The 26229-nt window shown below is 71.3% G+C and carries 24 protein-coding genes; 15 read left to right on the top strand and 9 right to left on the bottom strand.

What is annotated here, in order from left to right; genetic code table 11:
• Positions 1-108 precede the first annotated feature (108 nt).
• The 12 genes from uvrC (at position 109) to ACH4UK_RS00670 (ending at position 13298) form a co-directional block, all read left to right on the top strand.
• The gene (gene uvrC / locus ACH4UK_RS00725; protein ID WP_398353919.1) at positions 109-2157 is read left to right on the top strand and encodes an excinuclease ABC subunit UvrC; all 2049 of its coding nucleotides are present in this window, start codon (positions 109-111) and stop codon (positions 2155-2157) included.
• Positions 2154-3149 (top strand): RNase adapter RapZ, encoded by a 996-nt coding sequence (gene rapZ / locus ACH4UK_RS00720; protein ID WP_398353918.1) that lies wholly within the window; start codon positions 2154-2156, stop codon positions 3147-3149. Before uvrC ends, rapZ begins: the two co-directional genes overlap by 4 nt.
• Positions 3146-4180, top strand: a complete 1035-nt coding sequence (yvcK, locus tag ACH4UK_RS00715; RefSeq protein ID WP_398353917.1) for a uridine diphosphate-N-acetylglucosamine-binding protein YvcK — start codon at positions 3146-3148, stop codon at positions 4178-4180. Before rapZ ends, yvcK begins: the two co-directional genes overlap by 4 nt.
• Complete coding sequence (whiA, locus tag ACH4UK_RS00710) at positions 4171-5160, top strand: DNA-binding protein WhiA (RefSeq protein ID WP_032790781.1); 990 nt, start codon at positions 4171-4173, stop codon at positions 5158-5160. Before yvcK ends, whiA begins: the two co-directional genes overlap by 10 nt.
• A 262-nt stretch (positions 5161-5422) precedes the next feature.
• The gene (gap, locus tag ACH4UK_RS00705; RefSeq protein WP_398353916.1) at positions 5423-6433 is read left to right on the top strand and encodes a type I glyceraldehyde-3-phosphate dehydrogenase; all 1011 of its coding nucleotides are present in this window, start codon (positions 5423-5425) and stop codon (positions 6431-6433) included.
• A gap of 177 nt (positions 6434-6610) precedes the next feature.
• Complete coding sequence (locus tag ACH4UK_RS00700) at positions 6611-7822, top strand: phosphoglycerate kinase (RefSeq protein WP_398353915.1); 1212 nt, start codon at positions 6611-6613, stop codon at positions 7820-7822.
• A gap of 6 nt (positions 7823-7828) precedes the next feature.
• Positions 7829-8605, top strand: coding sequence for a triose-phosphate isomerase (tpiA, locus tag ACH4UK_RS00695; protein ID WP_398353914.1), 777 nt, complete (start codon positions 7829-7831; stop codon positions 8603-8605).
• A gap of 115 nt (positions 8606-8720) precedes the next feature.
• A complete protein-coding gene (gene secG, locus ACH4UK_RS00690; RefSeq protein ID WP_398353913.1) occupies positions 8721-8957 on the top strand; it encodes a preprotein translocase subunit SecG in 237 nt (78 codons plus the stop codon).
• 110 nt (positions 8958-9067) lie between these two features.
• Complete coding sequence (locus ACH4UK_RS00685; protein ID WP_073217477.1) at positions 9068-9403, top strand: RNA polymerase-binding protein RbpA; 336 nt, start codon at positions 9068-9070, stop codon at positions 9401-9403.
• A 208-nt stretch (positions 9404-9611) separates the two neighbouring features.
• Complete coding sequence (gene pgi / locus ACH4UK_RS00680) at positions 9612-11279, top strand: glucose-6-phosphate isomerase (protein WP_398353912.1); 1668 nt, start codon at positions 9612-9614, stop codon at positions 11277-11279.
• A 4-nt stretch (positions 11280-11283) separates the two neighbouring features.
• A complete protein-coding gene (locus ACH4UK_RS00675; protein ID WP_398353911.1) occupies positions 11284-11790 on the top strand; it encodes a PH domain-containing protein in 507 nt (168 codons plus the stop codon).
• The gene (locus ACH4UK_RS00670; RefSeq protein ID WP_398353910.1) at positions 11787-13298 is read left to right on the top strand and encodes a PH domain-containing protein; all 1512 of its coding nucleotides are present in this window, start codon (positions 11787-11789) and stop codon (positions 13296-13298) included. Before ACH4UK_RS00675 ends, ACH4UK_RS00670 begins: the two co-directional genes overlap by 4 nt.
• Positions 13299-13325: 27 nt before the next feature.
• On the opposite strand, the gene ACH4UK_RS00665 is transcribed toward ACH4UK_RS00670, so the two are convergent.
• From ACH4UK_RS00665 to tkt, 6 genes are all read right to left on the bottom strand, one after another.
• Entirely contained in the window at positions 13326-13688 is a 363-nt protein-coding gene (locus ACH4UK_RS00665) for a VOC family protein (RefSeq protein ID WP_398353909.1), read from the bottom strand.
• Positions 13689-13791: 103 nt separating this feature from the next.
• Positions 13792-14574, bottom strand: coding sequence for a 6-phosphogluconolactonase (gene pgl / locus ACH4UK_RS00660; RefSeq protein WP_398353908.1), 783 nt, complete (start codon positions 14572-14574; stop codon positions 13792-13794).
• Positions 14571-15611 (bottom strand): glucose-6-phosphate dehydrogenase assembly protein OpcA, encoded by a 1041-nt coding sequence (opcA, locus tag ACH4UK_RS00655; RefSeq protein WP_398353907.1) that lies wholly within the window; start codon positions 15609-15611, stop codon positions 14571-14573. Before opcA ends, pgl begins: the two co-directional genes overlap by 4 nt.
• A complete protein-coding gene (zwf, locus tag ACH4UK_RS00650) occupies positions 15608-17140 on the bottom strand; it encodes a glucose-6-phosphate dehydrogenase (RefSeq protein WP_398353906.1) in 1533 nt (510 codons plus the stop codon). The genes opcA and zwf overlap by 4 nt, the downstream gene beginning before the upstream one ends.
• A 5-nt stretch (positions 17141-17145) precedes the next feature.
• Positions 17146-18264 (bottom strand): transaldolase, encoded by a 1119-nt coding sequence (gene tal / locus ACH4UK_RS00645; protein WP_398353905.1) that lies wholly within the window; start codon positions 18262-18264, stop codon positions 17146-17148.
• A gap of 34 nt (positions 18265-18298) precedes the next feature.
• Complete coding sequence (gene tkt / locus ACH4UK_RS00640) at positions 18299-20401, bottom strand: transketolase (protein WP_398353904.1); 2103 nt, start codon at positions 20399-20401, stop codon at positions 18299-18301.
• A 285-nt stretch (positions 20402-20686) separates the two neighbouring features.
• Between tkt and ACH4UK_RS00635 the strand changes: the two genes are divergently transcribed.
• From ACH4UK_RS00635 to ACH4UK_RS00625, 3 genes are all read left to right on the top strand, one after another.
• The gene (locus ACH4UK_RS00635; RefSeq protein WP_398353903.1) at positions 20687-21640 is read left to right on the top strand and encodes a heme o synthase; all 954 of its coding nucleotides are present in this window, start codon (positions 20687-20689) and stop codon (positions 21638-21640) included.
• A gap of 95 nt (positions 21641-21735) precedes the next feature.
• Entirely contained in the window at positions 21736-22113 is a 378-nt protein-coding gene (locus tag ACH4UK_RS00630; RefSeq protein WP_398353902.1) for a hypothetical protein, read from the top strand.
• Between the two features lie 90 nt (positions 22114-22203).
• Positions 22204-23331, top strand: a complete 1128-nt coding sequence (locus tag ACH4UK_RS00625) for an amidohydrolase family protein (protein ID WP_398353901.1) — start codon at positions 22204-22206, stop codon at positions 23329-23331.
• A gap of 67 nt (positions 23332-23398) precedes the next feature.
• Here ACH4UK_RS00625 and ACH4UK_RS00620 read toward each other — a convergent pair whose 3' ends face one another.
• From ACH4UK_RS00620 to ACH4UK_RS00610, 3 genes are all read right to left on the bottom strand, one after another.
• The gene (locus tag ACH4UK_RS00620) at positions 23399-24385 is read right to left on the bottom strand and encodes a heme A synthase (RefSeq protein ID WP_398353900.1); all 987 of its coding nucleotides are present in this window, start codon (positions 24383-24385) and stop codon (positions 23399-23401) included.
• 78 nt (positions 24386-24463) lie between these two features.
• Entirely contained in the window at positions 24464-25231 is a 768-nt protein-coding gene (locus ACH4UK_RS00615; RefSeq protein ID WP_398353899.1) for an ABC transporter permease, read from the bottom strand.
• Complete coding sequence (locus tag ACH4UK_RS00610; RefSeq protein WP_398353898.1) at positions 25228-26154, bottom strand: ABC transporter ATP-binding protein; 927 nt, start codon at positions 26152-26154, stop codon at positions 25228-25230. Before ACH4UK_RS00610 ends, ACH4UK_RS00615 begins: the two co-directional genes overlap by 4 nt.
• Positions 26155-26229 lie beyond the last annotated feature (75 nt).

Raw genomic sequence — 26229 nt, 5'->3', positions numbered from 1 at the left:
CGGTCCCACGAGACCCGCGCTCCGGGGTGCGAACACCCCACGGCACTCCGGAGCGCGGCACCACCCGAGAGCGACGCACTGTCAGCGCCCGCAAGTAGGGTGTGAGACATGGCAGACCCCTCCAGCTACCGCCCCAAGCCGGGACAGATCCCCGACTCCCCGGGGGTCTACAAATTCCGCGACGAGCACCGCCGGGTGATCTACGTCGGGAAGGCCAAGAACCTGCGCCAGCGCGTGGCCAACTACTTCCAGGACCTCGCCGGCCTCCATCCGCGTACGCGCACGATGGTCACCACCGCCGCATCCGTCGAGTGGACGGTCGTCTCCACCGAGGTCGAGGCGCTCCAGCTGGAGTACTCCTGGATCAAGGAGTACGACCCCCGGTTCAACGTCAAGTACCGCGACGACAAGAGCTATCCGTATCTCGCGGTCACGCTCAACGAGGAGTTCCCCCGCGTCCAGGTCATGCGCGGCGCCAAGAAGAAGGGCGTGCGCTACTTCGGTCCGTACGGCCACGCCTGGGCGATCCGCGAGACGGTCGACCTGATGCTGCGGGTCTTCCCCGTCCGCACCTGTTCCGCCGGGGTCTTCAAGAACGCCGCGCGCACCGGCCGCCCCTGCCTGCTGGGCTATATCGGCAAGTGCTCGGCCCCCTGCGTCGGCCGGGTCACCCCCGAGGAACACCGGGACCTCGCCGAGGACTTCTGCGACTTCATGGCCGGCCGCACGGGCACCTACATCCGCCGCCTGGAGAAGGACATGGCGCAGGCGGCCGAGGAGCTGGAGTACGAGCGGGCCGCCCGCCTCCGCGACGACGCCGAGGCCCTCAGACGGGCCATGGAGAAGAGCGCCGTCGTCCTCGCCGACGCCACCGACGCCGATCTGATCGCCGTCGCCGAGGACGAGCTGGAGGCCGCCCTCCAGATCTTCCACGTCCGCGGCGGCCGGGTGCGCGGCCAGCGCGGCTGGGTCACCGACAAGGTCGAGGCGGTCGACACCTCCGGCCTCGTCGAACACGCCCTCCAGCAGCTGTACGGGGAGGAGCGCGGCGACGCCGTCCCCAAGGAGGTCCTGGTCCCCGCCCTGCCCGAGGACACCGAAGCGGTCGCCCAGTGGCTCGCCGAGCGCCGGGGCTCCCAGGTCAGCCTGCGCATCCCGCAGCGCGGCGACAAGAAGGACCTCATGACCACCGTCCAGCGCAACGCCCAGCAGGCGCTCGGACTGCACAAGACCAAGCGGGCCTCCGACCTGACCACCCGCTCCCGCGCCCTGGAGGAGATCGCCGAGGCGCTGGGCCTGGACACCGCGCCGCTGCGCATCGAGTGCTACGACATCTCCCACCTCCAGGGCGACGACGTGGTGGCCTCCATGGTGGTCTTCGAGGACGGCCTCGCCCGCAAGAGCGAGTACCGCCGCTTCCAGATCAAGGGCTTCGAGGGCCAGGACGACGTCCGCTCGATGCACGAGGTGATCGGCCGCCGCTTCAAGCGCTACCTCCAGGACAAGGAGCGCACGGGGGAGTGGGAGGAGCAGCCGGTGGACGCCCCGGCGGCCGGGCCCGCCGCCACCGGCCCCGTCCCCGCCGTCGCCCCGGCGGCCGCCGACGACGAGGGCGAGCCCCGCGAGGACGACGGCCGGCCCAAGCGGTTCGCCTACCCGCCGCAGCTCGTCGTCGTCGACGGCGGGCAGCCCCAGGTCGCCGCCGCCAAGCGCGCCCTGGACGAGCTGGGCATCGACGACATCGCCGTCTGCGGCCTCGCCAAGCGCCTGGAAGAGGTCTGGCTCCCCGAGGACGACGATCCCGTCGTCCTGCCCCGCTCCAGCGAGGGCCTCTACCTCCTCCAGCGCGTCCGGGACGAGGCCCACCGCTTCGCCATCACCTACCAGCGCGCCAAACGCGCCAAGCGCATCCGCGCCAGCCCCCTCGACGACGTGACCGGCCTCGGCGAGACCCGGAAGCAGGCCCTGATCAAGCATTTCGGCTCCGTGAAGAAGCTCCGGCAGGCGACAATCGACGAGATCTGCGAGGTCCCCGGGATAGGGCGACGGACGGCGGAATCGGTGGCCGTGGCCCTCGCCTCGACCGCCCCCGCGGCGCCTGCCGTGAATACGGCCACAGGAGAGATCATTGAAGAGGACGACGGGGACAGCTCATGACCGAGAACAGCAACGAGACCGCACCGAACACCGCGGAATCAGCAGACACCGCGGAACCGGCAGACACCGCAGACCGAGCAGACGGAGCAGCAGACGTGAGTACGAACACCCCGAACGAGACGGGTGACGCGGCCATCCCCGAGCTGGTGATCATTTCCGGGATGTCTGGCGCCGGCCGCAGCACCGCCGCCAAGTGCCTGGAGGACCTCGGCTGGTTCGTCGTCGACAACCTGCCGCCCGCGCTGATCCCCACCATGGTGGAGCTCGGCGCCCGCTCCCAGGGCAACGTGGCCCGGATCGCCGTCGTCGTCGACGTGCGCGGCCGGCGCTTCTTCGACAACCTCCGTGAGTCCCTCGCGGACCTGGAGTCCAAGCAGGTCACCCGGCGCATCGTCTTCCTGGAGTCCTCCGACGACGCCCTCGTGCGCCGCTTCGAGTCCGTCCGCCGCCCGCACCCCCTCCAGGGCGACGGTCGCATCGTGGACGGCATCGCGGCCGAGCGCGACCTGCTGCGCGAGCTGCGCGGCGACGCCGACCTGGTCATCGACACCTCCAGCCTCAACGTGCACGAGCTGCGGGCCAAGATGGACGCCCAGTTCGCGGGCGAGTCGGAGCCGGAGCTGCGGGCCACGGTGATGTCCTTCGGCTACAAGTACGGCCTGCCCGTCGACGCCGACCTGGTCGTCGACTGCCGCTTCCTGCCCAACCCGCACTGGGTCCCCGAGCTGCGCCCCTTCACCGGCGTCAACGAGGAGGTGTCCGACTACGTCTTCGACCAGCCGGGCGCCAAGGAGTTCCTCAACCAGTACACGGAGCTGCTCCAGCTGATCGCCGCCGGCTACCGCCGCGAGGGCAAGCGGTACGTCACCATCGCGGTGGGCTGCACCGGCGGCAAGCACCGTTCCGTCGCCATGTCGGAGAAGCTCTCGGCCCGCCTGGCCACCGAAGGCGTCGAGACCGTCCTGGTCCACCGTGACATGGGGCGAGAGTGACCGGACGCACTCTGCGGATGCGGCGCCTGAGCCGCGCCACCTCGGCGCTCTCCGGCCGCAAGCGCGGTGCTCAGCCCAAGGTCGTCGCGCTCGGCGGCGGCATGGGCCTCTCGGCCTCGCTGGCGGCGCTGCGCCGGATCACCGGCGATCTCACGGCCGTGGTCACCGTCGCCGACGACGGCGGCTCCAGCGGCCGGCTGCGCGAGGAGCTGGGCGTGCTGCCGCCCGGCGACCTGCGCAAGGCGCTCGCCGCGCTGTGCGGCGACGACGACTGGGGCCGCACCTGGTCCCGCGTCATCCAGCACCGCTTCGAGTCCAAGGGCGACCTCCACGAGCACGCGGTCGGCAATCTGCTGATCGTGGCCCTCTGGGAGCAGCTCGGCGACCCCGTCCAGGCGCTCGACCTGGTCGGCAAGCTGCTCGGCGCGCACGGGCGGGTGTTGCCGATGTCGGCCGTCCCGCTGGAGCTCCAGGCGCTGGTCAAGGGCCATGACCCGGACCTGCCGGACGCGATCGTCACCGTGCGCGGTCAGGCCACCGTGGCGCTCACCCCCGGCGAGGTGCAGTCCGTGCACGTCGTCCCGCCCGACCCGCCGGCCGTCCCGGAAGCCGTGGCAGCGGTCCTGGACGCCGACTGGGTGGTGCTCGGTCCCGGCTCCTGGTTCTCCTCGGTGATCCCGCATCTGCTCGTGCCGGAACTGCTCGACGCCCTGGTCACCACGAAGGCCCGCAAGGTCCTCTCGTTGAACCTCGCACCTCAGCCCGGTGAAACAGAAGGCTTCTCACCGCAGCGTCATTTGGAGGTTTTGGGGCGACACGCCCCTAAACTCGCCTTGGACGTGGTGCTGGCCGATGAGGCCGCCGTGCCCGACCGTGAGTCCCTCGCCGATGCCGCACAACGGCTCGGAGCCGCGGTCGAGCTGGCGCCGGTGGCATCGCCCGACGGCGTTCCGGTCCATGATCAGGAGCTGCTGGCCGCCGCGTACGACCGTATTTTTCGGATGCATGGAAGGATCGGCCCATGGCGATGACGCCAGCGGTGAAGAACGAAATCTCTCATCTTCCCGTCACCCGGACCTGCTGCAGGAAAGCAGAGGTCTCGGCGATTCTTCGGTTCGCGGGCGGGCTGCACCTGGTGAGTGGCCGGATTGTGATCGAGGCGGAGCTGGACACCGGGAACGCCGCCCGCCGGCTCAAGCGCGACATCCTGGAGATCTTCGGGCACAGCTCGGAGCTGATCGTGATGGCCCCCGGCGGACTGCGGCGCGGCTCGCGCTATGTCGTACGGGTGGTGGCGGGCGGCGACCAGCTGGCCCGCCAGACCGGCCTGGTGGACGGCCGCGGCCGGCCGATCCGGGGGCTGCCCCCGCAGGTGGTCTCGGGGGCCACCTGCGACGCCGAGGCGGCCTGGCGCGGAGCCTTCCTCGCCCACGGCTCGCTCACCGAGCCCGGCCGCTCCTCCTCGCTGGAGGTCACCTGCCCGGGGCCCGAGGCGGCCCTCGCCCTGGTCGGGGCGGCCCGTCGGCTCTCCATCGCCGCCAAGGCCCGGGAGGTGCGCGGCGTGGACCGGGTGGTGGTCCGCGACGGCGACGCGATCGGCGCCCTGCTGACCCGGCTCGGCGCCCACGACGCGGTGCTCGCCTGGGAGGAGCGGCGGATGCGGCGCGAGGTCCGCGCCACGGCCAACCGGCTCGCCAACTTCGACGACGCGAACCTGCGCCGCTCGGCCCGCGCGGCGGTCGCCGCCGGGGCCCGGGTGGGGCGCGCGCTGGAGATCCTCGGCGAGGAGGTTCCCGAGCACCTCGCCGCCGCGGGACGGCTGCGCATGGAGCACAAGCAGGCCTCCCTTGAGGAGCTGGGCGCGCTCGCCGACCCGCCGCTGACCAAGGACGCGGTCGCCGGCCGGATCCGCCGGCTGCTGGCGATGGCCGACAAGCGGGCCCAGGACCTGGGCATCCCGGGGACCGAGTCGACCCTCAGCGAGGAGCTCGCCGACGGCCTCGTCGGCTGACCCGGCGGCGAGCGGGGGACGTTCGGTCCCGGGCGACCGGGTCCGGGGTCCCGGGGCCACCGGGACCCAGGTCCTGACCGGCGAAACGGAGGTCCGTACTCCTACTGGCGAGTACGGGCCTCCGGTCGTATCCGGTGGCGTGCGGTGGCCCTCTCGATGTCACTCCCGGGCCCTGGGAGAGGTAGGGTCGGAAGCGGTCGGGGACATCCCTATACAACTCGCCGGCGTCGAAAACCGGCGTACCTAACGAGGAGATCGGTTCGTGACGATCCGCGTAGGCATCAACGGCTTCGGCCGCATCGGTCGCAACTACTTCCGCGCGCTGCTCGAGCAGGGTGCGGACATCGAGATCGTGGCTGTCAACGACCTGGGTGACACTGCGACCACGGCTCACCTGCTGAAGTACGACACCATTCTGGGTCGTCTCAAGGCAGAGGTCAGCCACACCGCCGACACCATCACCGTCGATGGTCACACCATCAAGGTGCTCTCCGAGCGCAACCCGGCCGACATCCCCTGGGGTGAGCTGGGCGTCGACATCGTCATCGAGTCGACCGGCATCTTCACCAAGAAGGCCGACGCCGAGAAGCACATCGCGGGCGGCGCCAAGAAGGTCCTCATCTCGGCTCCGGCCAAGGACGAGGACATCACCATCGTGATGGGCGTCAACCAGGACCAGTACGACGCGGCCAACCACAACATCATCTCCAACGCCTCCTGCACCACCAACTGTGTGGCGCCGATGGCCAAGGTTCTCGACGAGAACTTCGGCATCGTCAAGGGCCTGATGACGACGGTCCACGCGTACACGAACGACCAGCGGATCCTGGACTTCCCGCACTCGGACCTGCGTCGCGCCCGCGCCGCCGCCGAGAACATCATCCCGACCACCACCGGTGCCGCCAAGGCCACCGCCCTGGTGCTCCCGCAGCTCAAGGGCAAGCTCGACGGCATCGCGATGCGCGTCCCGGTTCCGACCGGCTCCGCCACCGACCTCGTCGTGACGCTCACGCGCGAGGTCACCAAGGACGAGGTCAACGCCGCGTTCAAGAAGGCCTCCGACGACGGCGCCCTCAAGGGCTTCCTGACGTACACCGAGGACCCGATCGTCTCCTCGGACATCGTCGGCGACCCGTCGTCCTGCACCTTCGACTCCTCCCTGACCATGGTCCAGGAGGGCAACACGGTGAAGATCCTCGGCTGGTACGACAACGAGTGGGGCTACTCCAACCGCCTCGTCGACCTCACGGTCTTCGTCGGCGAGCAGCTCTGATCCTCGGATCGGCAGGCACATCGATGTAAGCGAAGGGGCTCGACCGGCGCAACGAAGCGCGGGTCGAGCCCCTAAGCCGTGTCGACGAACGCGCGGCCCGGCCGGTGGCCGGGCAACGGCGGTTTGTCGACACGGCCTAGCATGCTCATCGGTCCTTCCAAGGAGTAAACGGAACAGATGAAGACGATCGACGAACTTCTCGCCGAAGGGGTCGCGGGTAAGCGGGTATTCGTCCGCGCCGACCTCAATGTGCCGCTGGACGGCACCACGATCACCGACGACGGCCGTATCCGCGCCGTCGTCCCGACGGTCGCCAAGCTCGCCGAGGCCGGCGCGCGCGTCGTCGTCGCCTCGCACCTCGGCCGCCCCAAGGGCGCCCCGGACCCGGCCTTCTCGCTGGCGCCCGCCGCCGCACGTCTGGGCGAACTGCTCGGCGCCGACGTCGCCTTCGCCACCGACACGGTCGGCGATTCCGCCCGCGCCGCGGTCGCCGGCCTCGCCGACGGCCGGGTCGCCGTCGTCGAGAACCTCCGCTTCAACGCCGGCGAGACGTCCAAGGACGACGCCGAGCGCGGCGCCTTCGCCGATCAGCTGGCCGAACTCGCCGACGTCTACGTGGGCGACGGCTTCGGCGCGGTGCACCGCAAGCACGCCTCGGTCTTCGACCTCCCGGCGCGGCTCCCGCACTACGCGGGCTACCTCATCGCCACCGAGGTCGGCGTCCTGAAGAAGCTCACCACCGACGTCAAGCGCCCGTACGCGGTCGTGCTCGGCGGTGCGAAGGTCTCCGACAAGCTCGGAGTGATCGACCACCTGCTGGAGCGGGCCGACCGCATCCTGATCGGCGGCGGCATGGCGTACACCTTCCTCAAGGCTCAGGGCCACGAGGTCGGCAGCTCGCTGCTCCAGGAGGACCAGATCCCGGCCGTCCAGGAGTACCTGCGGCGCGCCGAGAAGAAGGGCGTGGAGTTCGTCCTCCCCGTCGACGTCGTGGTCGCCCCCGCCTTCCCCGACCTGAAGACCAAGGCCCCGGCCCACCCCACCACCGTCGCCGCCGACGCCATCCCGGCCGGCCAGATGGGGCTGGACAACGGACCGGAGACCAACAAGCTCTACGCATCGAAGCTCGCCGACGCGGCCACCGTCTTCTGGAACGGCCCGATGGGCGTCTTCGAACACCCCGACTTCGCCGACGGCACCCGCGCGGTCGCCCAGGCGCTCGTCGACTCGTCGGCCTTCAGCGTCGTCGGCGGTGGCGACTCCGCCGCGGCCGTTCGCATCCTGGGCTTCGACGAGAACGCTTTCGGACACATTTCGACCGGTGGCGGCGCGAGCCTCGAGTACCTCGAGGGCAAGACGCTTCCCGGGCTCGCCGCACTGGAGGACTGACCTTTCATGACCACCCGCACCCCGCTGATGGCGGGCAACTGGAAGATGAACCTCAACCACCTCGAGGCCATCGCCCACGTTCAGAAGCTCTCCTTCGCGCTGGCCGACAAGGACTACGAGGACGTCGAGGTCGCCGTCCTGCCGCCGTTCACCGACCTGCGCTCGGTGCAGACCCTGGTCGACGGCGACAAGCTGAAGATCAAGTACGGCGCCCAGGACATCTCGGCGCACGACTCCGGCGCGTACACCGGAGAGATCTCCGGCTCGATGCTGGCCAAGCTGCGCTGCACCTACGTGGCCGTCGGCCACAGCGAGCGCCGCCAGTACCACGCCGAGAGCGACGAGATCTGCAACGCCAAGGTGAAGGCCGCCTACCAGCACGGCCTGACCCCGATCCTCTGCGTCGGTGAGGGCCTGGACATCCGCAAGGCCGGTGACCAGGTCTCCTACACCCTCGCGCAGCTCGACGGCGGCCTGAAGGACATCCCGGCCGAGCAGGCCGAGACGATCGTGATCGCCTACGAGCCGGTCTGGGCCATCGGAACCGGCGAGGTCGCCACCCCCGAGGACGCCCAGGAGGTCTGCGGCGCGATCCGCGGACGGCTGGCCGAGCTGTACTCGCAGGAGCTGGCCGACGCCGTCCGCATCCAGTACGGCGGCTCGGTGAAGTCCGGCAACGTCGCGGCCATCATGGCCCAGCCCGACGTGGACGGCGCCCTCATCGGCGGCGCCGCGCTGGACGCCGACGAGTTCGTCAAGATCGTCCGCTTCCGCGACCAGTGAGTATGCGGTAGCGCGGATCCGTCGTACCCTTGCGGGGGCCGAGGGGGTTGCCACCCTCCGGCCCCCGCTGTACGTACAGGCAGTAGTCAAGAATTCCGGAAAGTAGGGACCAGCCGTGGTTTTGGCGTTCCAGATCGCTCTGATCGTCTTCAGCCTGCTGCTGATGCTGCTGGTGCTCATGCACAAGGGCAAGGGCGGCGGCCTCTCCGACATGTTCGGTGGCGGCATGCAGTCCTCCGTCGGCGGCTCCTCCGTGGCCGAGCGCAACCTCGACCGGATCACCGTGGTGGTCGGACTGTCCTGGTTCGCCTGCGTCGTCGTCCTCGGTCTGCTCATCAAGCTGGACAACTGACCCGTCGACCGCGATTCCCGGTAAGGGTGTAACTCCTTTCACTGGACGCGCGTTGGGCCTTACGTAGACTGGGGCATCGCTCGAGCACCATCACGCAGGGAGTTACGACCGTGGCAAGTGGCAACGCGATCCGGGGAAGCCGGGTCGGAGCGGGGCCGATGGGGGAGGCCGAGCGAGGCGAGTCCGCGCCGCGCCTCCGCATCTCCTTCTGGTGCTCGAACGGGCACGAGACGCAGCCGAGCTTCGCCCATGACGCGCAGGTGCCGGACACCTGGGACTGCCCGCGCTGCGGCTTCCCGGCCGGCCAGGACAAGGACAGCCCGCCGGACCCGCCCCGCACCGAGCCGTACAAGACGCACCTGGCGTACGTACGCGAGCGGCGGAGCGACGAGGACGGCGAGGCGATCCTCGCCGAGGCACTGGCCAAACTCCGCGGCGAGATCTGAGCGTCCTGCCGGCCCAGCTCCACGGTCCGGTTCATCCCGGATCGGCTCCACGGACCCCAGTCGTACACCGGCCGGACACCCCACGGGTGTCCGGCCGTATCGCGTTCCCGCGCCACCGCCCTCCTCCGCGCCGCCGGCCACCTCGATCAATTAGGTTGGAGGGGCAGCGGGGATGCTGATGACGAGAAGAAGTGGGCTGATATCCGGGATGAACGCAGCAAGCCGAACCAAGCTCGACCAGACGCCCGAGTGGACGGCTCTCGCCAAGCACCGTGAGGAGCTCGGCGCACCCCAGCTGCGCGAGCTGTTCGCGCGCCGGCCGGACCGGGGCACCGCCTACACCCTCCGGGTCGGCGACCTCCACCTCGACTACTCCAAGCACCTGGTCACCGACGAGACGCTGCGCCTCCTGCGCGACCTCGCCGCCGCCACCGGGGTCGCGGAGCTGCGGGACGCGATGTTCCGCGGCGAGAAGATCAACACCACCGAGGACCGGGCGGTCCTGCACACCGCGCTCCGCGCCCCGCGCGACGCGGTGATCGAGGTCGGCGGCGAGCCGGGTGAGAACGTCGTGCCCGCCGTGCACGCCGTCCTGGACAAGATGGCCGGCTTCGCCGAGAAGGTCCGGTCGGGGCAGTGGACCGGCCACACCGGCAAGCCCGTCAAGAACATCGTCAACATCGGCATCGGCGGCTCCGACCTCGGCCCTGCCATGGCGTACGAGGTGCTGCGCTCCTTCACGGACCGCGCGCTCACGGTCCGCTTCGTCTCCAACGTCGACGGCGCCGACCTGCACGAGGCCGTCCGTGACCTCGACCCGGCCGAGACGCTGTTCGTCATCGCCTCGAAGACGTTCACGACGATCGAGACCATCACCAACGCCACCTCCGCCCGGGACTGGCTGCTGACCGAGCTGAAGGCCGGTCAGGACGCCGTTGCCCGGCACTTCGTGGCGCTGTCGACCAACGCCGCGAAGGTCGAGGAGTTCGGTATCGACACGGCCAACATGTTCGAGTTCTGGGACTGGGTCGGCGGCCGGTACAGCTTCGACTCGGCGATCGGCCTCTCGCTGATGACCGCCATCGGACCCGACCGCTTCCGCGAGATGCTCGACGGCTTCCACCTCGTCGACGAGCACTTCCGCACCGCCCCGGCCGAGGAGAACGTCCCGCTCCTGCTGGGCCTGCTCGGCGTCTGGTACGGCAACTTCTTCGACGCCCAGTCGCACGCGGTGCTGCCGTACAGCCACTACCTGTCCAAGTTCACCGCGTACCTCCAGCAGCTCGACATGGAGTCCAACGGCAAGTCCGTCGACCGCGACGGCAACCCCGTGGACTGGCAGACCGGCCCGGTCGTCTGGGGCACGCCCGGAACCAACGGGCAGCACGCGTACTACCAGTTGATCCACCAGGGCACCAAGCTGATCCCGGCGGACTTCATCGGCTTCGCCGCCCCGGTGCACGACCTGCTGCCCGGACTGATCGCCCAGCACGACCTGCTGATGGCCAACTTCTTCGCCCAGACCCAGGCCCTGGCCTTCGGCAAGACGCCCGAGGAGGTCCGCGCGGAGGGGGTGCCCGAGGAGCTCGTCCCGCACAAGACCTTCCGGGGCAACCACCCCACGACCACGATCCTCGCCGACAAGCTGACCCCCTCGGTCCTCGGCCAGCTCATCGCGCTCTACGAGCACAAGGTCTTCGTCCAGGGCGCCATCTGGAACATCGACTCCTTCGACCAGTGGGGCGTCGAGCTCGGCAAGGTCCTCGCCAAGAAGATCGAACCGCTCCTGACCGAGAGCGGGGCCGCGGACGCCGGGCAGCTGGACAGCTCCACGGCCGCCCTGGTCGACGCCTACCGCACCCTGCGGGGGCGCTGAGCCGATGACGCAGGGGGAGGGGACGCCGGTACGGCTGCGGCCGCCGCGCAACACGCTGGACGAGCGTGCCGTCGGCTGGTGGCGGGCCCAGTGGCTGCTGACGACCGCCGTGCCCGTCGTGCCGCTCGCGGTGCTGGGCGCGCTGATCGGGCCTGCCCGTTTCTGGCTGCTGCTGTCCGCCGCGGTCCTGGCCGCGGCGGGGGCGGCGGCCACCGTCCTCTTCCCCCTGTGGTGGTTCCGTACCCACCGCTGGGAGATCACCGAGGACGCGGTGTACGTCCGCACCGGGTTCTTCTGGCAGGAGTGGCGGATCGCCCCGATGTCCCGGATCCAGACGGTGGACACGGTGCGCGGCCCGCTGGAGCAGCTCTGCCGGCTCGCCACCGTCACGGTCACCACGGCCTCCGCCAAGGGCGCGGTACGGATCCAGGGGCTGGACCACGAGGTGGCGGCCGACCTGGCCGGACAGCTCACCCGCATCACCCGCGACACTCCCGGCGACGCCACATGAGCACCGCCGCCCCGGAAGGCGACTGGCGCCGCCTCGACCCCCGTACGGTCCTGGTCACCGCACTCGTCGTGGCGGGCGTCGTCGCGGGCGCCGCCATCCCCGTCACACTCGGGCTCACCCGATGGTCCAGCCTCCCGGTCGCCGTGCTCCAGGCGCTCGCCGGAGCCGTCCTGGTCATCGGGACCGCGGCGGGCGCCGACCGCGTCCGCTGGCACCGCACCCGCTACCGGATCGGCGAGGAGCGCGTCGACCTCCACACCGGCCTCCTGCTGGTCAAGCGCCGCTCCCTGGCCCGGGAGCGGATCCGCACGGTCGACCTCACCGCCAACCTGATGCTGCGCCTCCTCGGCCTGGTCACCGTCAGGATCGGCACCGGTGAACAGGGCTCCGACTCCACCCTCGAACTGGACCCGGTCACCCGCGCCGAGGGCGAACGGCTGCGCCGCCTCCTGCTGGAACGCGCGGCCGCCGCAGCGCCCGGCGGCATCCACCGCGAAGGGGAACTGGCCGTCCTGGACCCCCGCTGGATCCGTTACGCCCCGGTCTCCTTCGTCGCCCCCATGCTCGGCGGCGCGGCCGCCGGGGCCACGCTCCAGGTCAGCGACTGGGTCGGGGCCCAGGGCGATGTCATCGCCTGGGTCGGCGACCGCTTCCGCGAGACCCCGCTGATCTGGACGATCGTCGTCCTGGTCCTGGCCGCCCTGGTCGCGGGCGTCGTCGGGGCGCTCGGCCTCTGGATCGAGATGTGGTGGAACTACCGCCTGGAGCGCGAGCCCGGCGGCACGCTGCGGGTCCGGCGCGGACTGTTCACCTCCCGGTCCATCTCCGTCGAGGAGGCCCGGCTGCGCGGCGTCGACCTGGTCGAGCCGCTGGGCGTCCGACTGCTCGGCGCGGCCCGGCTGGACGCCATCACCACCGGCCTCGCCAAGGACCACGAGGCCAAGAACGCCGACCACAACACCCTGCTGCCGGTCGCGCCCCGCGAACGCGCCGACACCGTCGCCGCCGACGTGCTGCGCGAGCCGGCCACCCCGACCGGCGCCGCTCTCGTCCGCCACCCGCGCGCCGCCCGGGGCCGCCGACTGCGCTGGGCGCTCGCCGCGGTCCTCGCCCCGGCCCTCGTCCTGAGCGTCCTCGGGGTCCTGCTCACGCCCGTGCTGCTGTGGATCGCGCTCGGCTGCACGGTGGTCCTCCTGCCCGTGACGGTCGCGCTCGCCCTGGACGCCTACCGGGGTCTCGGGCACGCGCTCTCGGGCCGCTATCTGGTCACCCGCTCCGGCACGCTCCGCCGCTCCACCGCCGCCCTGGAGCGGGCCGGGGTGATCGGCTGGACGGTCAAGCAGTCGGTCTTCCAGCGGCGCGCAGGGCTGCTGAGCATCACGGCCACCACGGCCGCCGGCGGGGGCGCGTACACGGCGTACGACACCGACGCGGCCGAGGGCCTGACCTTCGCCGCCGAGGCCGTGCCGGGGCTGCTGGAACCCTTCCTGGAGCGCGCCGAGCGCTGACGCCGAGCCCGCACGGCGGTACGCCCTTCAGCCGCCGTGCGTCGTGTCGATGACGCAGAAGCGGTTGCCCTCGGGGTCGGCGAGCACCACGAAGTCCGGGTCCGGCGGGTACAGGTCCCACTCCACCCGCACCGCGCCCAGCCCCACCAGCCGCTCCACCTCGGCCTCCTGGGTGTCGGAGTAGAGGTCGAGGTGGACCCGGGGGACCTCCTGCACGGGGGAGGCGGAGCGCCCCAGCGACAGCCCCACACCGGACCCGCTCACCGGGACCAGCACGACCCAGTCGTCCGTCCCCGGCTCCCGCTCGGTGTACTCCAGCGCCGCCTGCCAGAAGGCGGCGGCCCGCCGTACGTCGGACGCGCCCATCACCACAGTTCCGATATGCACCATGGGCCGAGGCTTTCACGCCGCAGGCCCGGACCGCCAAGGAGAAACGGTCCGGGCCTGCGGCGTGCCGCGCACGGGAAGCGCTCGGGAAGTGCCCGGCAAGCGCTCAGGGAGAAGCGGGCGGATACAAGGCGCGCGGCAGCTGCGAGGCCGCCGCGGCGTCCAGCAGCCACAGCGTGCGGCTGCGTCCGTGGGCGCCCGCCGCCGGGGCCTGGATCTCGCCGGCCCCGGACAGTGCGATGGCCGCGGCCTCCGCCTTGTCCTCGCCCGCCGCCAGCAGCCACACCTCACGCGCCGCGCGGATCGCGGGCAGCGTGAGCGAGACGCGCACCGGCGGCGGCTTGGGAGCCCCGTGCACGCCGACGACGGTGCGCTCGGTCTCCCGCACCGCGGGCAGCTCCGGGAAGAGCGAGGCCACATGCGTGTCCGGGCCGACGCCCAGCATCAGCACGTCGAACGCGGGCACCGGGCCGTGGTCCTCCGGACGCGCGGCGGCGGCCAGTTCGGCGGCGTAACCGGCGGCCGCCGCGTCCACGTCCTTGCCGTACGGGCCGTCCGACGCGGGCATCGCGTGCACCCGCGCCGGGTCCAGCGGCACCGCGTCGAGCAGCGCCTCACGGGCCTGGGTGACATTGCGCTCCGGGTCGCCCTCGGGCAGGAACCGCTCGTCGCCCCACCACAGGTCAAGACGAGCCCAGTCGACCGCGTCCCGGGCGGGCGCGGCGGCGAGCGCGGCCAGCAGGCCGTTGCCGTTGCGCCCGCCGGTCAGCACCACCGAGGCGTGGCCCCGGGAGGCCTGGGCGTCCACGATCCTCGTGATCAGCCGGGCCGCCGCGGCCTGGGCCATCAGCTCCTTGTCGCGGTGCACGACCAGTTGAGGAGGTGTCACTTGGACGCCGCCTTCTTGGCCGGGGCCTTCTTCGCGGCGGGAGCCTTCGGCCCGGCGGCCCGGTCCGTCGTGTCCGCGGTGCTCCCGGCGGGAACCGCCTCTACCTCGCCGCCCGCGTGCAGTCGGCCGACGCCGAACTTCACCGCGGACGCGTAGGTGTTGTCCGGGTCGAGCCGGCGCAGCTCCTCCGCCAGCAGCTCGGCGGTCTCCCGCCGCTTGAGCGCCACCGCGCGGTCCGGCTGGTTCTGCATGGAGAGCGTGGCCAGCGAGCCGTCGGCCCGGTCCAGGACGATGACGCCGTTCTTCGTCTCCATCCGGACCGCGGTGAGACCGGGCCCCCCGGAGTGCGTGCGCTCCACCGGGACGCCGAGCCGGTCCGCGAGCCACATGGCCAGCAGTTCGCAGCTCGGGTTGTCGCTCTCGCCCTCGACCGTCGCGCCGATGACCTCGGCCGGTTGCTGGTCCAGCGCGGCGGCCAGCATCGAGCGCCACGGCGTGATCCGGGTCCAGGCCAGATCGGTGTCGCCGGGGCTGTACGTCGCCGCCCGCACCGCCAGCTCGTCGAGCGGACGCTCGGCGGAGTAGGTGTCGGTGATCCGGCGCTGGGCGAGGGCCCCGAGCGGGTCCTTCGCCGGGTCGGCGGGCGCGCCCTCGGGCCACCACACCACGACCGGGGCGTCCGGCAGCAGCAGCGGAAGGACCACCGACTGGGCGTGGTTGGCCAGTTCGCCGTGCAGCCGCAGGACGACGGTCTCGCCGGTGCCCGCGTCGGAACCGACCCGGACCTCGGCGTCGAGGCGGGCGTCCCGGCGGGCGCGCGGCGAGCGGCTGAGCCGCTTGATCACCGCGATGATCCGCGAGGGGTGCTCGCGGGAGGCGTCACCGGCCGACTTGAGCGCGTCGTACGCGTTCTCCTCGTCGGTGACGATGACCAGCGTGAGCACCATGCCGATGGCGGGGGTGCCGATGGCCCGGCGGGCCGAGACCAGCGCCTGGTTGATCTTGCTGGACGTGGTTTCCGTGAGATCGATCTTCATGGCCGCCTCCAGCTCCGTCCGTCACGTGCGAGCATCTCGTCGGCCTCGGCCGGACCCCAGGTGCCGGCCGCGTACTGCGCGGGCTTGCCGTGCTTGTCCCAGTACTCCTCGATCGGGTCGAGGATGGTCCAGGAGAGTTCGACCTCCTGGTGGCGGGGGAAGAGGTTGGCGTCGCCGAGCAGGACGTCCAGGAGGAGCCGCTCGTACGCCTCCGGGCTGGACTCCGTGAACGACTCGCCGTACGCGAAGTCCATCGTGACGTCCCGGACCTCCATCGAGGTGCCGGGCACCTTGGAGCCGAAGCGCACGGTGACGCCCTCGTCCGGCTGGACCCGGATGACCAGGGCGTTGCCGCCCAGCTCCTCGGTCGCGCCCGACTCGAACGGCAGATACGGGGCGCGCTTGAAGACGACCGCGATCTCCGTCACCCGGCGGCCGAGCCGCTTTCCGGTCCGGAGGTAGAACGGCACGCCCGCCCAGCGGCGGTTGTTGATCGTCAGCTTGATCGCGGCGAAGGTGTCGGTCGTCGACTTGGGGTCGATGCCGTCCTCCTCCAGATAGCCGGGGACCTCTTCGCCGCCCTGCCAGGCGTGCGCGTACTGGCCGCGCACGGTGTGCTTGCCGAGGTCCTCGGGCAGCTCGACCGCGGTGAGCACCTTGAGCTTCTCGGCGACGAGCGCCTTCGGGTGGAAGGAGCCGGGCTCCTCCATCGCGGTCAGCGCCAGCAGCTGGAGCAGGTGGTTCTGGATGACGTCACGGGCGGCGCCGATGCCGTCGTAGTAGCCGGCCCGGCCGCCGATGCCGATGTCCTCGGCCATCGTGATCTGTACGTGGTCGACGTAGGACCGGTTCCAGATCGGCTCGAACATCGTGTTGGCGAACCGCAGCGCCAGGATGTTCTGGACCGTCTCCTTGCCGAGGTAGTGGTCGATCCGGAAGACCTCGTTGGGCGGGAAGACGGCGTGCACGAGCTGGTTGAGCTCCTGCGCGCTGGCCAGGTCGTGGCCGAACGGCTTCTCGATGACGGCACGCCGCCAGGAGCCCTCGCTCTGGTCGGCCAGGCCGTGCTTCTTCAGCTGCTGGACGACCTTGGGGAAGAACTTCGGCGGCACGGACAGGTAGAAGGCGAAGTTGCCTCCGGTGCCCTGTGCCTGGTCGAGCTCCTGGATGGTCGCCTTCAGCGTCTCGAACGCCTGGTCGTCGTCGAAGTTGCCCTGGACGAAGCGCATCCCCTGGATGAGCTGCTGCCAGACCTCCTCGCGGAACGGCGTACGGGCGTGCTCCTTGACGGCGTCGTGGACGACCTGGGCGAAGTCCTCGTCCTCCCAGTCGCGGCGCGCGAAGCCGATGAGCGAGAAGCCCGGCGGCAGCAGGCCGCGATTGGCCAGGTCGTAGACGGCGGGCATCAGCTTTTTACGGGACAAATCGCCCGTGACGCCAAAGATGACCAGGCCCGACGGCCCCGCGATACGCGGGAGCCGTCGGTCCTGTGCGTCACGGAGCGGGTTGGCTCCGGGAACAGCAGACAAAGTGGTCAGCCCTCCGAGGGGGCGAGGCGCGAAAGCTCCGCCTCGGTCGACTTGAGCAGGTCGTTCCAGGACGCCTCGAACTTCTCGACGCCCTCGTCCTCCAGCACCTGGACGACGTCGTCGTACGAGATGCCGAGCTTCTTGACCGCGTCGAGGTCGGCGCGCGCCTGGTCGTAGCCGCCGGTGACGGTGTCGCCGGTGATCTCGCCGTGGTCGGCCACCGCGTCCAGCGTCGCCTCCGGCATGGTGTTCACCGTGTTCGGCGCCACCAGGTCGTCGACGTACAGCGTGTCCTTCAGCGCCGGGTCCTTGACGCCGGTGGAGGCCCACAGCGGACGCTGCTTGTTGGCCTGCGCCTTGTCCAGGGCGCTCCAGCGGTCGGCGGAGAAGACCTCCTCGTACGCCTCGTAGGCCAGGCGGGCGTTGGCCAGCGCGGACTTGCCCTTGGCCGCCTTCGCCTCGTCGGAGCCGATGGCGTCCAGCCGCTTGTCGATCTCGGTGTCCACCCGGGACACGAAGAAGGAGGCCACCGAGTGGATCTTGGAGAGGTCCAGGCCCGCGGCCTTCGCCTTCTCCAGGCCCGCCAGGTAGGCGTCCATGACCGCGCGGTAGCGCTCCAGCGAGAAGATCAGCGTCACGTTCACGCTGATGCCCCGGCCGATCGTCTCGGTGATCGCCGGCAGACCCGCCTCGGTCGCCGGGATCTTGATGAGCGTGTTCGGCCGGTCCACCAGCCAGGCCAGCTGCTTGGCCTCGGCGACGGTGGCCACGGTGTTGTGCGCCAGGCGCGGGTCGACCTCGATGGAGACCCGGCCGTCCTGGCCGCCCGTCGCGTCGAAGACCGGGCGCAGGATGTCGGCGGCGTCGCGGACGTCCGCCGTCGTGATCATGCGGAGCGCTTCCTCGACGGTGACCTTGCGGGCGGCGAGGTCGGTGAGCTGCTGCTCGTAACCGTCGCCCGAGGAGATCGCCTTCTGGAAGATCGAGGGGTTGGTGGTGACGCCGACGACATGGCTCTGGTCGATCAGCTCGGCCAGGTTGCCGGACGTGATCCGCTTGCGCGACAGGTCGTCGAGCCAGATCGCCACGCCCTCGTCGGAGAGGCGCTTGAGTGCGTCTGTCATGGGTTGCATCTCCTACTAGTGGTCTGTACCGGCGTCAGCGCGTGGCGGCGGCGAGAGATTCCCGGGCGGCGGCGGCCACGTTCTCGGCGGTGAAGCCGAACTCGCGGAACAGCACCTTCGCGTCGGCCGAGGCCCCGAAGTGCTCCAGCGAGACGATCCGGCCGGCGTCGCCCACATACCGGTGCCAGGTCAGGCCGATGCCCGCCTCGACGGCGACCCGGGCCTTCACCGACGGCGGCAGCACGCTGTCCTTGTACGCCTGGTCCTGCTCCTCGAACCACTCGACCGACGGCATCGAGACCACCCGGGTCGGCACCCCGGCCGCCTGGAGCTGCTCGCGCGCCCCGACGGCGACGTGGACCTCGGAACCGGTCGCGATCAGCAGCACCTGCGGCTCGGCGTCCTGCCCGGAGGAGCCTTCGGCCTCGAACAGGACGTAACCGCCCTTGGCCGCGTCCTCGTTCGCCTCGTACGTCGGCACGCCCTGCCGGGTCAGCGCCAGACCGTGCGGCGCGCCCTTGCCGAACACCTTGGTGTAGCGGCGCAGGATCTCGCGCCAGGCGATGACGGTCTCGTTCGCGTCGGCCGGGCGCACGATGTTCAGGCCCGGGATGGCGCGCAGCGCGGCCAGGTGCTCGACCGGCTGGTGGGTGGGACCGTCCTCGCCGAGGCCGATCGAGTCGTGCGTCCACACATACGTCACCGGCAGGTGCATCAGCGCGGACAGCCGCACCGCGTTGCGCATGTAGTCGGAGAACACCAGGAAGGTGCCGCCGTAGATGCGGGTGTTGCCGTGCAGCGCGATGCCGTTCATCGCGGCGGCCATCGCGTGCTCGCGGATCCCGAAGTGGATCGTGCGGCCGTACGGGTCGGCCTCCGGCAGCGGGTTGCCCGCCGGGAGGAACGACGACGTCTTGTCGATCGTCGTGTTGTTCGAGCCCGCGAGGTCGGCGGAGCCGCCCCACAGCTCGGGCACGAACTCGCCGAGCGCCTGGAGCACCTTGCCGGAAGCCGCACGCGTCGCCAGGCTCTTGCCGGTCTCGAACGCCGGAAGCCTGTCCTCCCAGCCCTCCGGCAGCTCGCCCGCGGCGATCCGGTCGAAGGAGGCGGCGCGCTCCGGGTTGGCCGTGCGCCACGCGGCGAAGGCCTTGTCCCAAGCGGCGCGGGCCTCGCGGCCGCGGTCCAGCGCCTCGCGGGTGTGGCCGATGACCGCGTCGGAGACCTCGAAGGTCTGCTCCGGGTCGAAGCCGAGGACCCGCTTGGTCGCCGCGACCTCGTCGTCGCCGAGCGCCGAGCCGTGCGCGGCCTCGGTGTTCTGGGCGTTCGGGGCGGGCCAGGCGATGATCGAACGGGCCGCGATGAACGAGGGGCGCTCGGTCTCGGCCTTGGCCGCCTGCAGCGCCGCGTACAGACCCGCCGGGTCCAGGTCGCCGCTGGGCAGCTGCTCGACGCGCTGGACGTGCCAGCCGTACGCCTCGTACCGCTTGAGGGTGTCCTCGGAGACCGCGGTCTCCGTGTCGCCCTCGATGGAGATGTGGTTGTCGTCCCAGAGCAGGACCAGGTTGCCCAGCTTCTGGTGCCCGGCCAGCGAGGACGCCTCGGCCGAGATGCCCTCCTGGAGGCAGCCGTCACCCGCGACGATCCACACCATGTGGTCGAACGGGGATGCGCCGGGGGCCGCCTCGGGGTCGAAGAGACCGCGCTCGTAGCGGGCGGCCATCGCCATGCCCACCGCGTTGGCGACACCCTGGCCCAGCGGCCCGGTCGTCGTCTCGACACCGGTGGTGTGGCCGTACTCCGGGTGGCCCGGGGTCTTCGAGCCCCAGGTGCGGAAAGCCTTCAGGTCATCCAGCTCCAGGCCGTAGCCGGCCAGGTAGAGCTGGATGTAGAGGGTCAGGCTGGAGTGGCCCGCGGAGAGGACGAACCGGTCGCGACCGGTCCACTCGGCATCCGCCGGGTCGTGCCGCATCACCTTCTGGAAAAGGGTGTACGCGGCAGGAGCCAGGCTCATCGCCGTGCCCGGGTGGCCGTTTCCGACTTTCTGTACGGCGTCCGCGGCGAGAACGCGGGCGGTGTCCACGGCCCGCTGGTCCAAATCGGTCCACTGGAGGTCTGTGGTGGTCGGCTTGATGCTCACCCTGAGTCAGGGCTCCTCTCCACTGTCGTAAACCGGTGACTGTTACCGCACCGGGCGCTGTCGAGCCTACCCCCGTTGACAGGCACACTTTCCGAGCACTTTCCAGGGTGTGGGCGACCCGTGGAGTTCGCCTCCCGGCGGAATGCGCATCCGGCGAACAGTCACCCCCAACACGACCCCACCCCCGCGAAGGACGGCGTATCCGCAGCGTCTAGAGTGAACGGGTTCGCGCAAGTCTTCACCGGGCCCACTCGCCCGGAGCTTGCTGGGATTTCTCTGTCAGGGGTGTGCGTGACGGCCGTCGAGTCCCGACCCGCGGGGGTCGCCTTGACTTCCAGCCCGAGGGGTCATCGCCCGTTCGGGGCCCGCGTCAAGGCATTCGTGGCGCTTACCAAGCCACGGATCATCGAGCTGTTGCTCATCACCACCGTTCCGGTGATGTTCCTCGCTGCCCAGGGTGTACCCGACCTGTGGCTCGTTCTCACTACCACCATCGGGGGATTTCTCTCCGCCGGTGGCGCCAACGCGCTGAACATGTACATCGACCGGGACATCGACGCGCTGATGGACCGTACGTCCCAGCGCCCGCTGGTCACCGGCGTGGTCAGCCCCCGCGAGTGCCTCGCCTTCGGCATCGCCCTCGCGGTGGTCTCCACGCTCTGGTTCGGACTGCTCGTCAACTGGCTCTCGGCCGCTCTCGCGTTCGGCGCGCTGCTCTTCTACGTCGTCGTCTACACGATGCTGCTGAAGCGCCGCACCTCGCAGAACATCGTCTGGGGCGGCATCGCGGGCTGCATGCCGGTCCTCATCGGCTGGTCCTCCGTGACGAACTCGCTCTCCTGGGCGGCCGTCATCCTCTTCGCCGTCATCTTCTTCTGGACGCCGCCGCACTACTGGCCGCTGTCGATGAAGGTCAAGGAGGACTACGCCCGGGTCGGTGTCCCGATGCTCCCGGTCGTCGCCTCCAACCGGGTGGTCGCCCGGCAGATCGTCCTCTACAGCTGGGTGATGGTCGTGGTGTCGCTGCTGCTCACCCCGCTCGGCTACACCGGCTGGTTCTACACCGTGGTGGCGCTGCTGTCCGGCGTCGCCTGGCTCTGGGAGGCCCACGGCCTGCAGAACCGGGCCAAGGCCGGGGTGGCCGGGGCCAAGCTGAAAGAGATGCGGCTCTTCCACTGGTCGATCACCTATGTGTCGCTGCTCTTCCTCGCCGTGGCGGTGGACCCCTTCCTCCGCTGAACCGCTCATCCCACGGCCGTACGGGCGGGTCGCGTGGCACAGGCCACGCGACCCGCCCGTCGCCAGTTCATCTACCCGTCGGTAGCATCCTGTTCATGGCAGAGACGGCAACAGACGCAGCAGACACCGGGCAGGCCTCGCGCACGGACGCCAGGAAGGCGGCCCGCGCCGAGCGCAGGGCGGCGAAGATCGCCCACCAGATCGGCGCCTTCGCCAAGCAGCACGGCGGCGCGGAGGGACAGCTCGCCTACATCGGCCAGGCGGGCGCCCGCATCGTCCTGGTCGGCGAGGACGGCGCCTGGGGCGACCTCGTGGCCCCGACCTACGCGGTGGCCGAGAGCGCGGCGGAGAAGTCCGGCATCACCCTGCACGAGGACTTCGACGGCGAGTTCGCGCTCAAGGTCCGCACCGGCCCCTACGAGTGGTCCCGGATGGCCGGGATGCAGATCGGCGGCCCCTCCAACGACCGCTGACGGGGCTCTTTCCACCCCCTCGGGCAACACCTGACCCGGGGCTCACCCGTTAGGCCGTGTGCATACGCACGCCGTCCCAGGGAGCCCCGGATGACCGACCCCGTGCCCGTGGCCGACCTGGTCGACCAGAACTGCCACGGCGTCCTGCGCACCGAGCTGGGCCTCGGCACCTTCGAGGCCCAGCTCGGTGCCGCCGCCGGCGCCCCGGCCGCCCCCGGCACCACCTTCTTCGACACCCAGACCGGGTTCGCCGTGCGCCGCTGGTGCCCGCCGCTGCTCGGGCTCGAGGCGCACTGCCCGCCCGCCCGCTATCTGGCCAGACGCCGCGAACTGGGCGTCGCCGAGACCTCCCGTCGCCTGCTGCGGGCCTCCGGGGTCGCCGCCCACCTCGTCGACACCGGCCTCCCCGGCGACCTCACGGGGCCGGCCGAGATGGCCTCGGCGGCCGGGTCCCGGGCCCGCGAGATCGTCCGGCTGGAAGTCCTCGCCGGACAGGTCGCCGACACCTCGGGCACCGTCGACGCCTTCCTCGTCAACCTCGGCGAGGCCGTGCACACCGCCGCGTCCTCCGCCGTCGCGTTCACCTCCGTCACCGGACCCGCCCCGTTCGCCGCGCCCGAGCCGCCGGGGCCGGTCCGGGTGCGGGCGGCGGCCGGGCGCTGGCTGGCCCGGCGGGAGGCGGAGCGCCGGGCCGCCCGCCGGGGCGCGGGGGACCGGGGCGGCAGCAGGGCGCCCGTCGAGCCGGAGCTGCTGGACCATCTGCGCTGGAGCGCGGTGGCCTGCGGGCTGCCGCTGCAACTGCGCCTGGGCGCCGCGGACCCGGCCCGCCTCGCGGACTTCGCCGCCGCGACCGAGGGACACGGCTGCGACCTCGTCCTCCTGCACGGCTACCCGCACCACCGGCAGACCGCCGCGCTGGCCGGGCGGCACCCGCACGTCTACGCCGACCTGGGGGGCGTGCCGGCGCGGACCGGGGCGCGGGCGGCGGGCGTCCTGGCGGAGATCATGGAGCTCGCGCCGTTCGGCAAGCTGCTGTTCTCCAGCGGGGCGCGGGGGCTGCCGGAGCTGCATCTGGTGGGCGCGCGCCAGTTCCGCGAGGCGCTCGGGCGGGTGCTGGGCGGCTGGGTCGCGGACGGCGCCTGGACCCGCCAGGACGCGGCGCGGGTCGCCGCGATGATCGGGTCGGGCAACGCGCGCCGGGTGTACGGACTGGAGTGAGGCGCCGGGCACGCGTGAGGGGCGGCGGGCCTCGGCCCACCGCCCCTCAGGGGCGTACGTATCCCCCTCAGGCGGCCGTCGCGGGCGCCGTCCGAGGCTGCTCGGCGGACGGGCCGGGCAGCGGGGCCGGCGCGTCGTCGCCGCGCTCGCGCATGCTCAGCACCAGGCGGATCACGGCGATCCACATGATGGCCGAGCCGAACATGTGGACGCCGACCAGGACCTCGGGGACATCGCTGAAGTACTGGACGTACCCGATCGCACCCTGGGCGAGCAGCACGAGCAGCAGGTCGCGGGCGCGGGCCCGGGTGTCGGCCGGGGCGTCGACCACCCGCAGGGCCAGCCACATCGCGATGGCCAGGGCGCAGACCACCCAGGCGGCGATGGCGTGGACATGGGCGGCGGCCGACCAGTCCCAGGGCATGCGCGGTACGTCGCTGCTGTCGCCGGCGTGCTTGCCGGAACCGGTCACCGAGGTGCCCAGCACGATCAGGACCACAGTGGCCGCCAGGATCGCCCGAGCCAGACGGCGCACCGGCAGCGGAGTCCGGGGGCGCGGCGGGCCGTCGCCCTCGCCGACCCGCACCCAGGTGATCACGGTGACCGCCAGGAGCGCGTTGGCGAGCAGGAAGTGCCCGGCCACCGTCCAGGGGTTGAGGCCCGCCCAGACCGTGATCCCGCCGAGGACGGCGTTCCCCAGCACGATCCAGAACTGCGACCAGGCCAGCCGGGTCAGCTTGCGGCGGCGGGGCTTCATCGAGCTGACGGCGATGATCGCCCAGCCGACCGCGGCCGACAGCACATAGGTCAGCATCCGGTTGCCGAACTCGATCGCGCCGTGCAGTCCCTGCTCGGGCGTCGCGAACAGGCTGTCGTCGGTGCACTTGGGCCAGGTGTCGCAGCCGAGGCCCGAACCGGTGAGCCGGACGGCCCCGCCGGTGACGATGATGAAGACGCTCATCATGACGGCGGAGAGCGCGGCGCGCTTCACCACCTGGGTGGACGGCGTCCAGCGCTTGGCGATGAGGGAGATGGGGGTTTCCACGCGGACCATCGTAGGACGGGGCTTGTGCATGATTTCACGAGGGGTGGGTTCGTACCCGCTTGCCCGGACAAGTCCCCGCGGCCGGCCCTACTCCCAGCGGAAGAACCTCGCCGCCGCGCCGAGCCCCAGCACCGCCCACACCGCCAGGATCCCGGCCTCGGCCCACGGCATCGCCGCACCGTGCTGGAGGACGTCCCGCAGGCCCTCGGAGAGCGCCGACACGGGCAGCAGGCCCAGCACCGACTGCACCGCGTCCGGGAACTTGTCCAGCGGCACGATGACCCCGCCGCCGACCAGCAGCAGCAGGAAGACCAGGTTGGCCGCGGCGAGCGTCGCCTCGGCCCTCAAGGTCCCCGCCATCAGCAGCCCGAGCCCGGAGAACGCGGCGGTCCCCAGCACCAGGAGCAGCAGCACGGCGAGCGGATTGCCCTGCGGCGACCAGCCGAGCGCGAGGGCGATGGCGGTCAGCAGCACGATCTGGAGCACCTCGGTGACCAGCACCGAGAGCGTCTTCGCCGTCATCAGGGCCCAGCGGGGCAGCGGAGAGACCCCGAGCCGCTTGAGGACCCCGTAGCGGCGTTCGAAGCCGGTGGCGATGGCCTGGCCGGTGAAGGCGGTGGACATCACGGCGAGCGCCAGGATGCCCGGGGCCAGGAAGTCGACCGATGCGCCCGATCCGGTGTCGATGATGTCGACCGCGCTGAACAGCACCAGCAGCAGCGTCGGGATGATCACCGTCAGCAGCAGCTGCTCGCCGTTGCGCAGCAGCATCCGGGTCTCCAGCACGGTCTGCGCGGCGATCATCCGGGGGAGCGGGGCCGCGCCGGGGCGCGGGGTGTACGTACCGGCGCTCATGCGCGCAGCTCCTTGCCGGTCAGTTCGAGGAAGACGTCCTCCAGGGTGTGCCGCTCCACGGAGATGCCCTCCGGCATCACGCCGTGCTGGGCGCACCAGGAGGTCACGGTGGCCAGCAGCTGCGGGTCGATGGTCCCGGTGATGCGGTACGTCCCCGGCAGCGGCTCGGCGGCCCCCGATCCGTCGGGCAGCGCCTTGACCAGGGAGCCGAGGTCGAGCCCCGGGCGGCCGGTGAAGCGCAGGGTGTTCTCGGCTCCGCCCCGGCAGAGTTCCTCCGGGCTGCCCCGGGCGATGACCCGGCCCGCGTCGATGATCGCGACGTCGTCGGCGAGCGCCTCGGCCTCGTCCATGAAGTGGGTGGTCAGCACGGTGGAGACCCCGTCGGCGCGCAGTTCGCGCACCAGGTCCCAGGTGGAGCGGCGGGCCTGTGGATCCAGGCCCGCGGTCGGCTCGTCCAGGAAGACCAGCTCGGGCCGGCCGACGACCGCCATCGCCAGCGAGAGGCGCTGCTGCTGGCCGCCGGAGAGCCGTCGGTAGGAGGTGCGGCCACAGCCGGCGAGGCCGAGGCGCTCGATCAGGGCGTCGACGTCGAGGGGGTGGGCGTACAGCTTCGCCATGTGGCGGAGCATCTCGTCGGCGCGCGCTCCGGAGTAGATCCCGCCGGACTGGAGCATCACCCCGATCCGCGGGCGCAGCCGGTCGGCGTCGGCCACCGGGTCCAGGCCGAGGACCCTGACGCTGCCCTCGTCGGGGCGGCGGTAGCCCTCGCAGGTCTCGAGGGTGGTGGTCTTCCCGGCGCCGTTCGGGCCGAGGACGGCGGTCACCACGCCGGTCGCGACCACCAGATCGAGGCCGTTCACCGCGGTCTTCGCGCCGTACCGCTTCACCAGGCCCCTGACCTGTACGACGGGCTCGTTCTCCATGGCGCGTAAGTCTAGGCAGGGTCGCGAGACGGACGTCTCCCGGGGCCAGATTAGGTAACCCTAAGTGACGAACCC

The sequence above is a fragment of the Streptomyces sp. NPDC020884 genome, assembly GCF_044333935.1.
In the GTDB taxonomy this organism is placed as follows: domain Bacteria; phylum Actinomycetota; class Actinomycetes; order Streptomycetales; family Streptomycetaceae; genus Streptomyces.
This window is presented reverse-complemented; position numbering and strand designations above follow the sequence as displayed.

Coding starts and splice junctions, on each gene's coding strand:
- ACH4UK_RS00700 (WP_398353915.1), top strand. CDS start 6,611: ATGAAGACGATCGACGAACTTCTCGCCGAAGGGGTCGCGGGTAAGCGG.
- ACH4UK_RS00615 (WP_398353899.1), bottom strand. CDS start 25,231: ATGAGCGCCGGTACGTACACCCCGCGCCCCGGCGCGGCCCCGCTCCCC.
- ACH4UK_RS00630 (WP_398353902.1), top strand. CDS start 21,736: ATGGCAGAGACGGCAACAGACGCAGCAGACACCGGGCAGGCCTCGCGC.
- opcA (WP_398353907.1), bottom strand. CDS start 15,611: ATGAAGATCGATCTCACGGAAACCACGTCCAGCAAGATCAACCAGGCG.
- ACH4UK_RS00665 (WP_398353909.1), bottom strand. CDS start 13,688: ATGGTGCATATCGGAACTGTGGTGATGGGCGCGTCCGACGTACGGCGG.
- tal (WP_398353905.1), bottom strand. CDS start 18,264: ATGACAGACGCACTCAAGCGCCTCTCCGACGAGGGCGTGGCGATCTGG.
- rapZ (WP_398353918.1), top strand. CDS start 2,154: ATGACCGAGAACAGCAACGAGACCGCACCGAACACCGCGGAATCAGCA.
- pgi (WP_398353912.1), top strand. CDS start 9,612: ATGAACGCAGCAAGCCGAACCAAGCTCGACCAGACGCCCGAGTGGACG.
- ACH4UK_RS00625 (WP_398353901.1), top strand. CDS start 22,204: ATGACCGACCCCGTGCCCGTGGCCGACCTGGTCGACCAGAACTGCCAC.
- tpiA (WP_398353914.1), top strand. CDS start 7,829: ATGACCACCCGCACCCCGCTGATGGCGGGCAACTGGAAGATGAACCTC.
- whiA (WP_032790781.1), top strand. CDS start 4,171: ATGGCGATGACGCCAGCGGTGAAGAACGAAATCTCTCATCTTCCCGTC.
- ACH4UK_RS00610 (WP_398353898.1), bottom strand. CDS start 26,154: ATGGAGAACGAGCCCGTCGTACAGGTCAGGGGCCTGGTGAAGCGGTAC.
- ACH4UK_RS00675 (WP_398353911.1), top strand. CDS start 11,284: ATGACGCAGGGGGAGGGGACGCCGGTACGGCTGCGGCCGCCGCGCAAC.
- ACH4UK_RS00620 (WP_398353900.1), bottom strand. CDS start 24,385: ATGGTCCGCGTGGAAACCCCCATCTCCCTCATCGCCAAGCGCTGGACG.
- ACH4UK_RS00670 (WP_398353910.1), top strand. CDS start 11,787: ATGAGCACCGCCGCCCCGGAAGGCGACTGGCGCCGCCTCGACCCCCGT.
- uvrC (WP_398353919.1), top strand. CDS start 109: ATGGCAGACCCCTCCAGCTACCGCCCCAAGCCGGGACAGATCCCCGAC.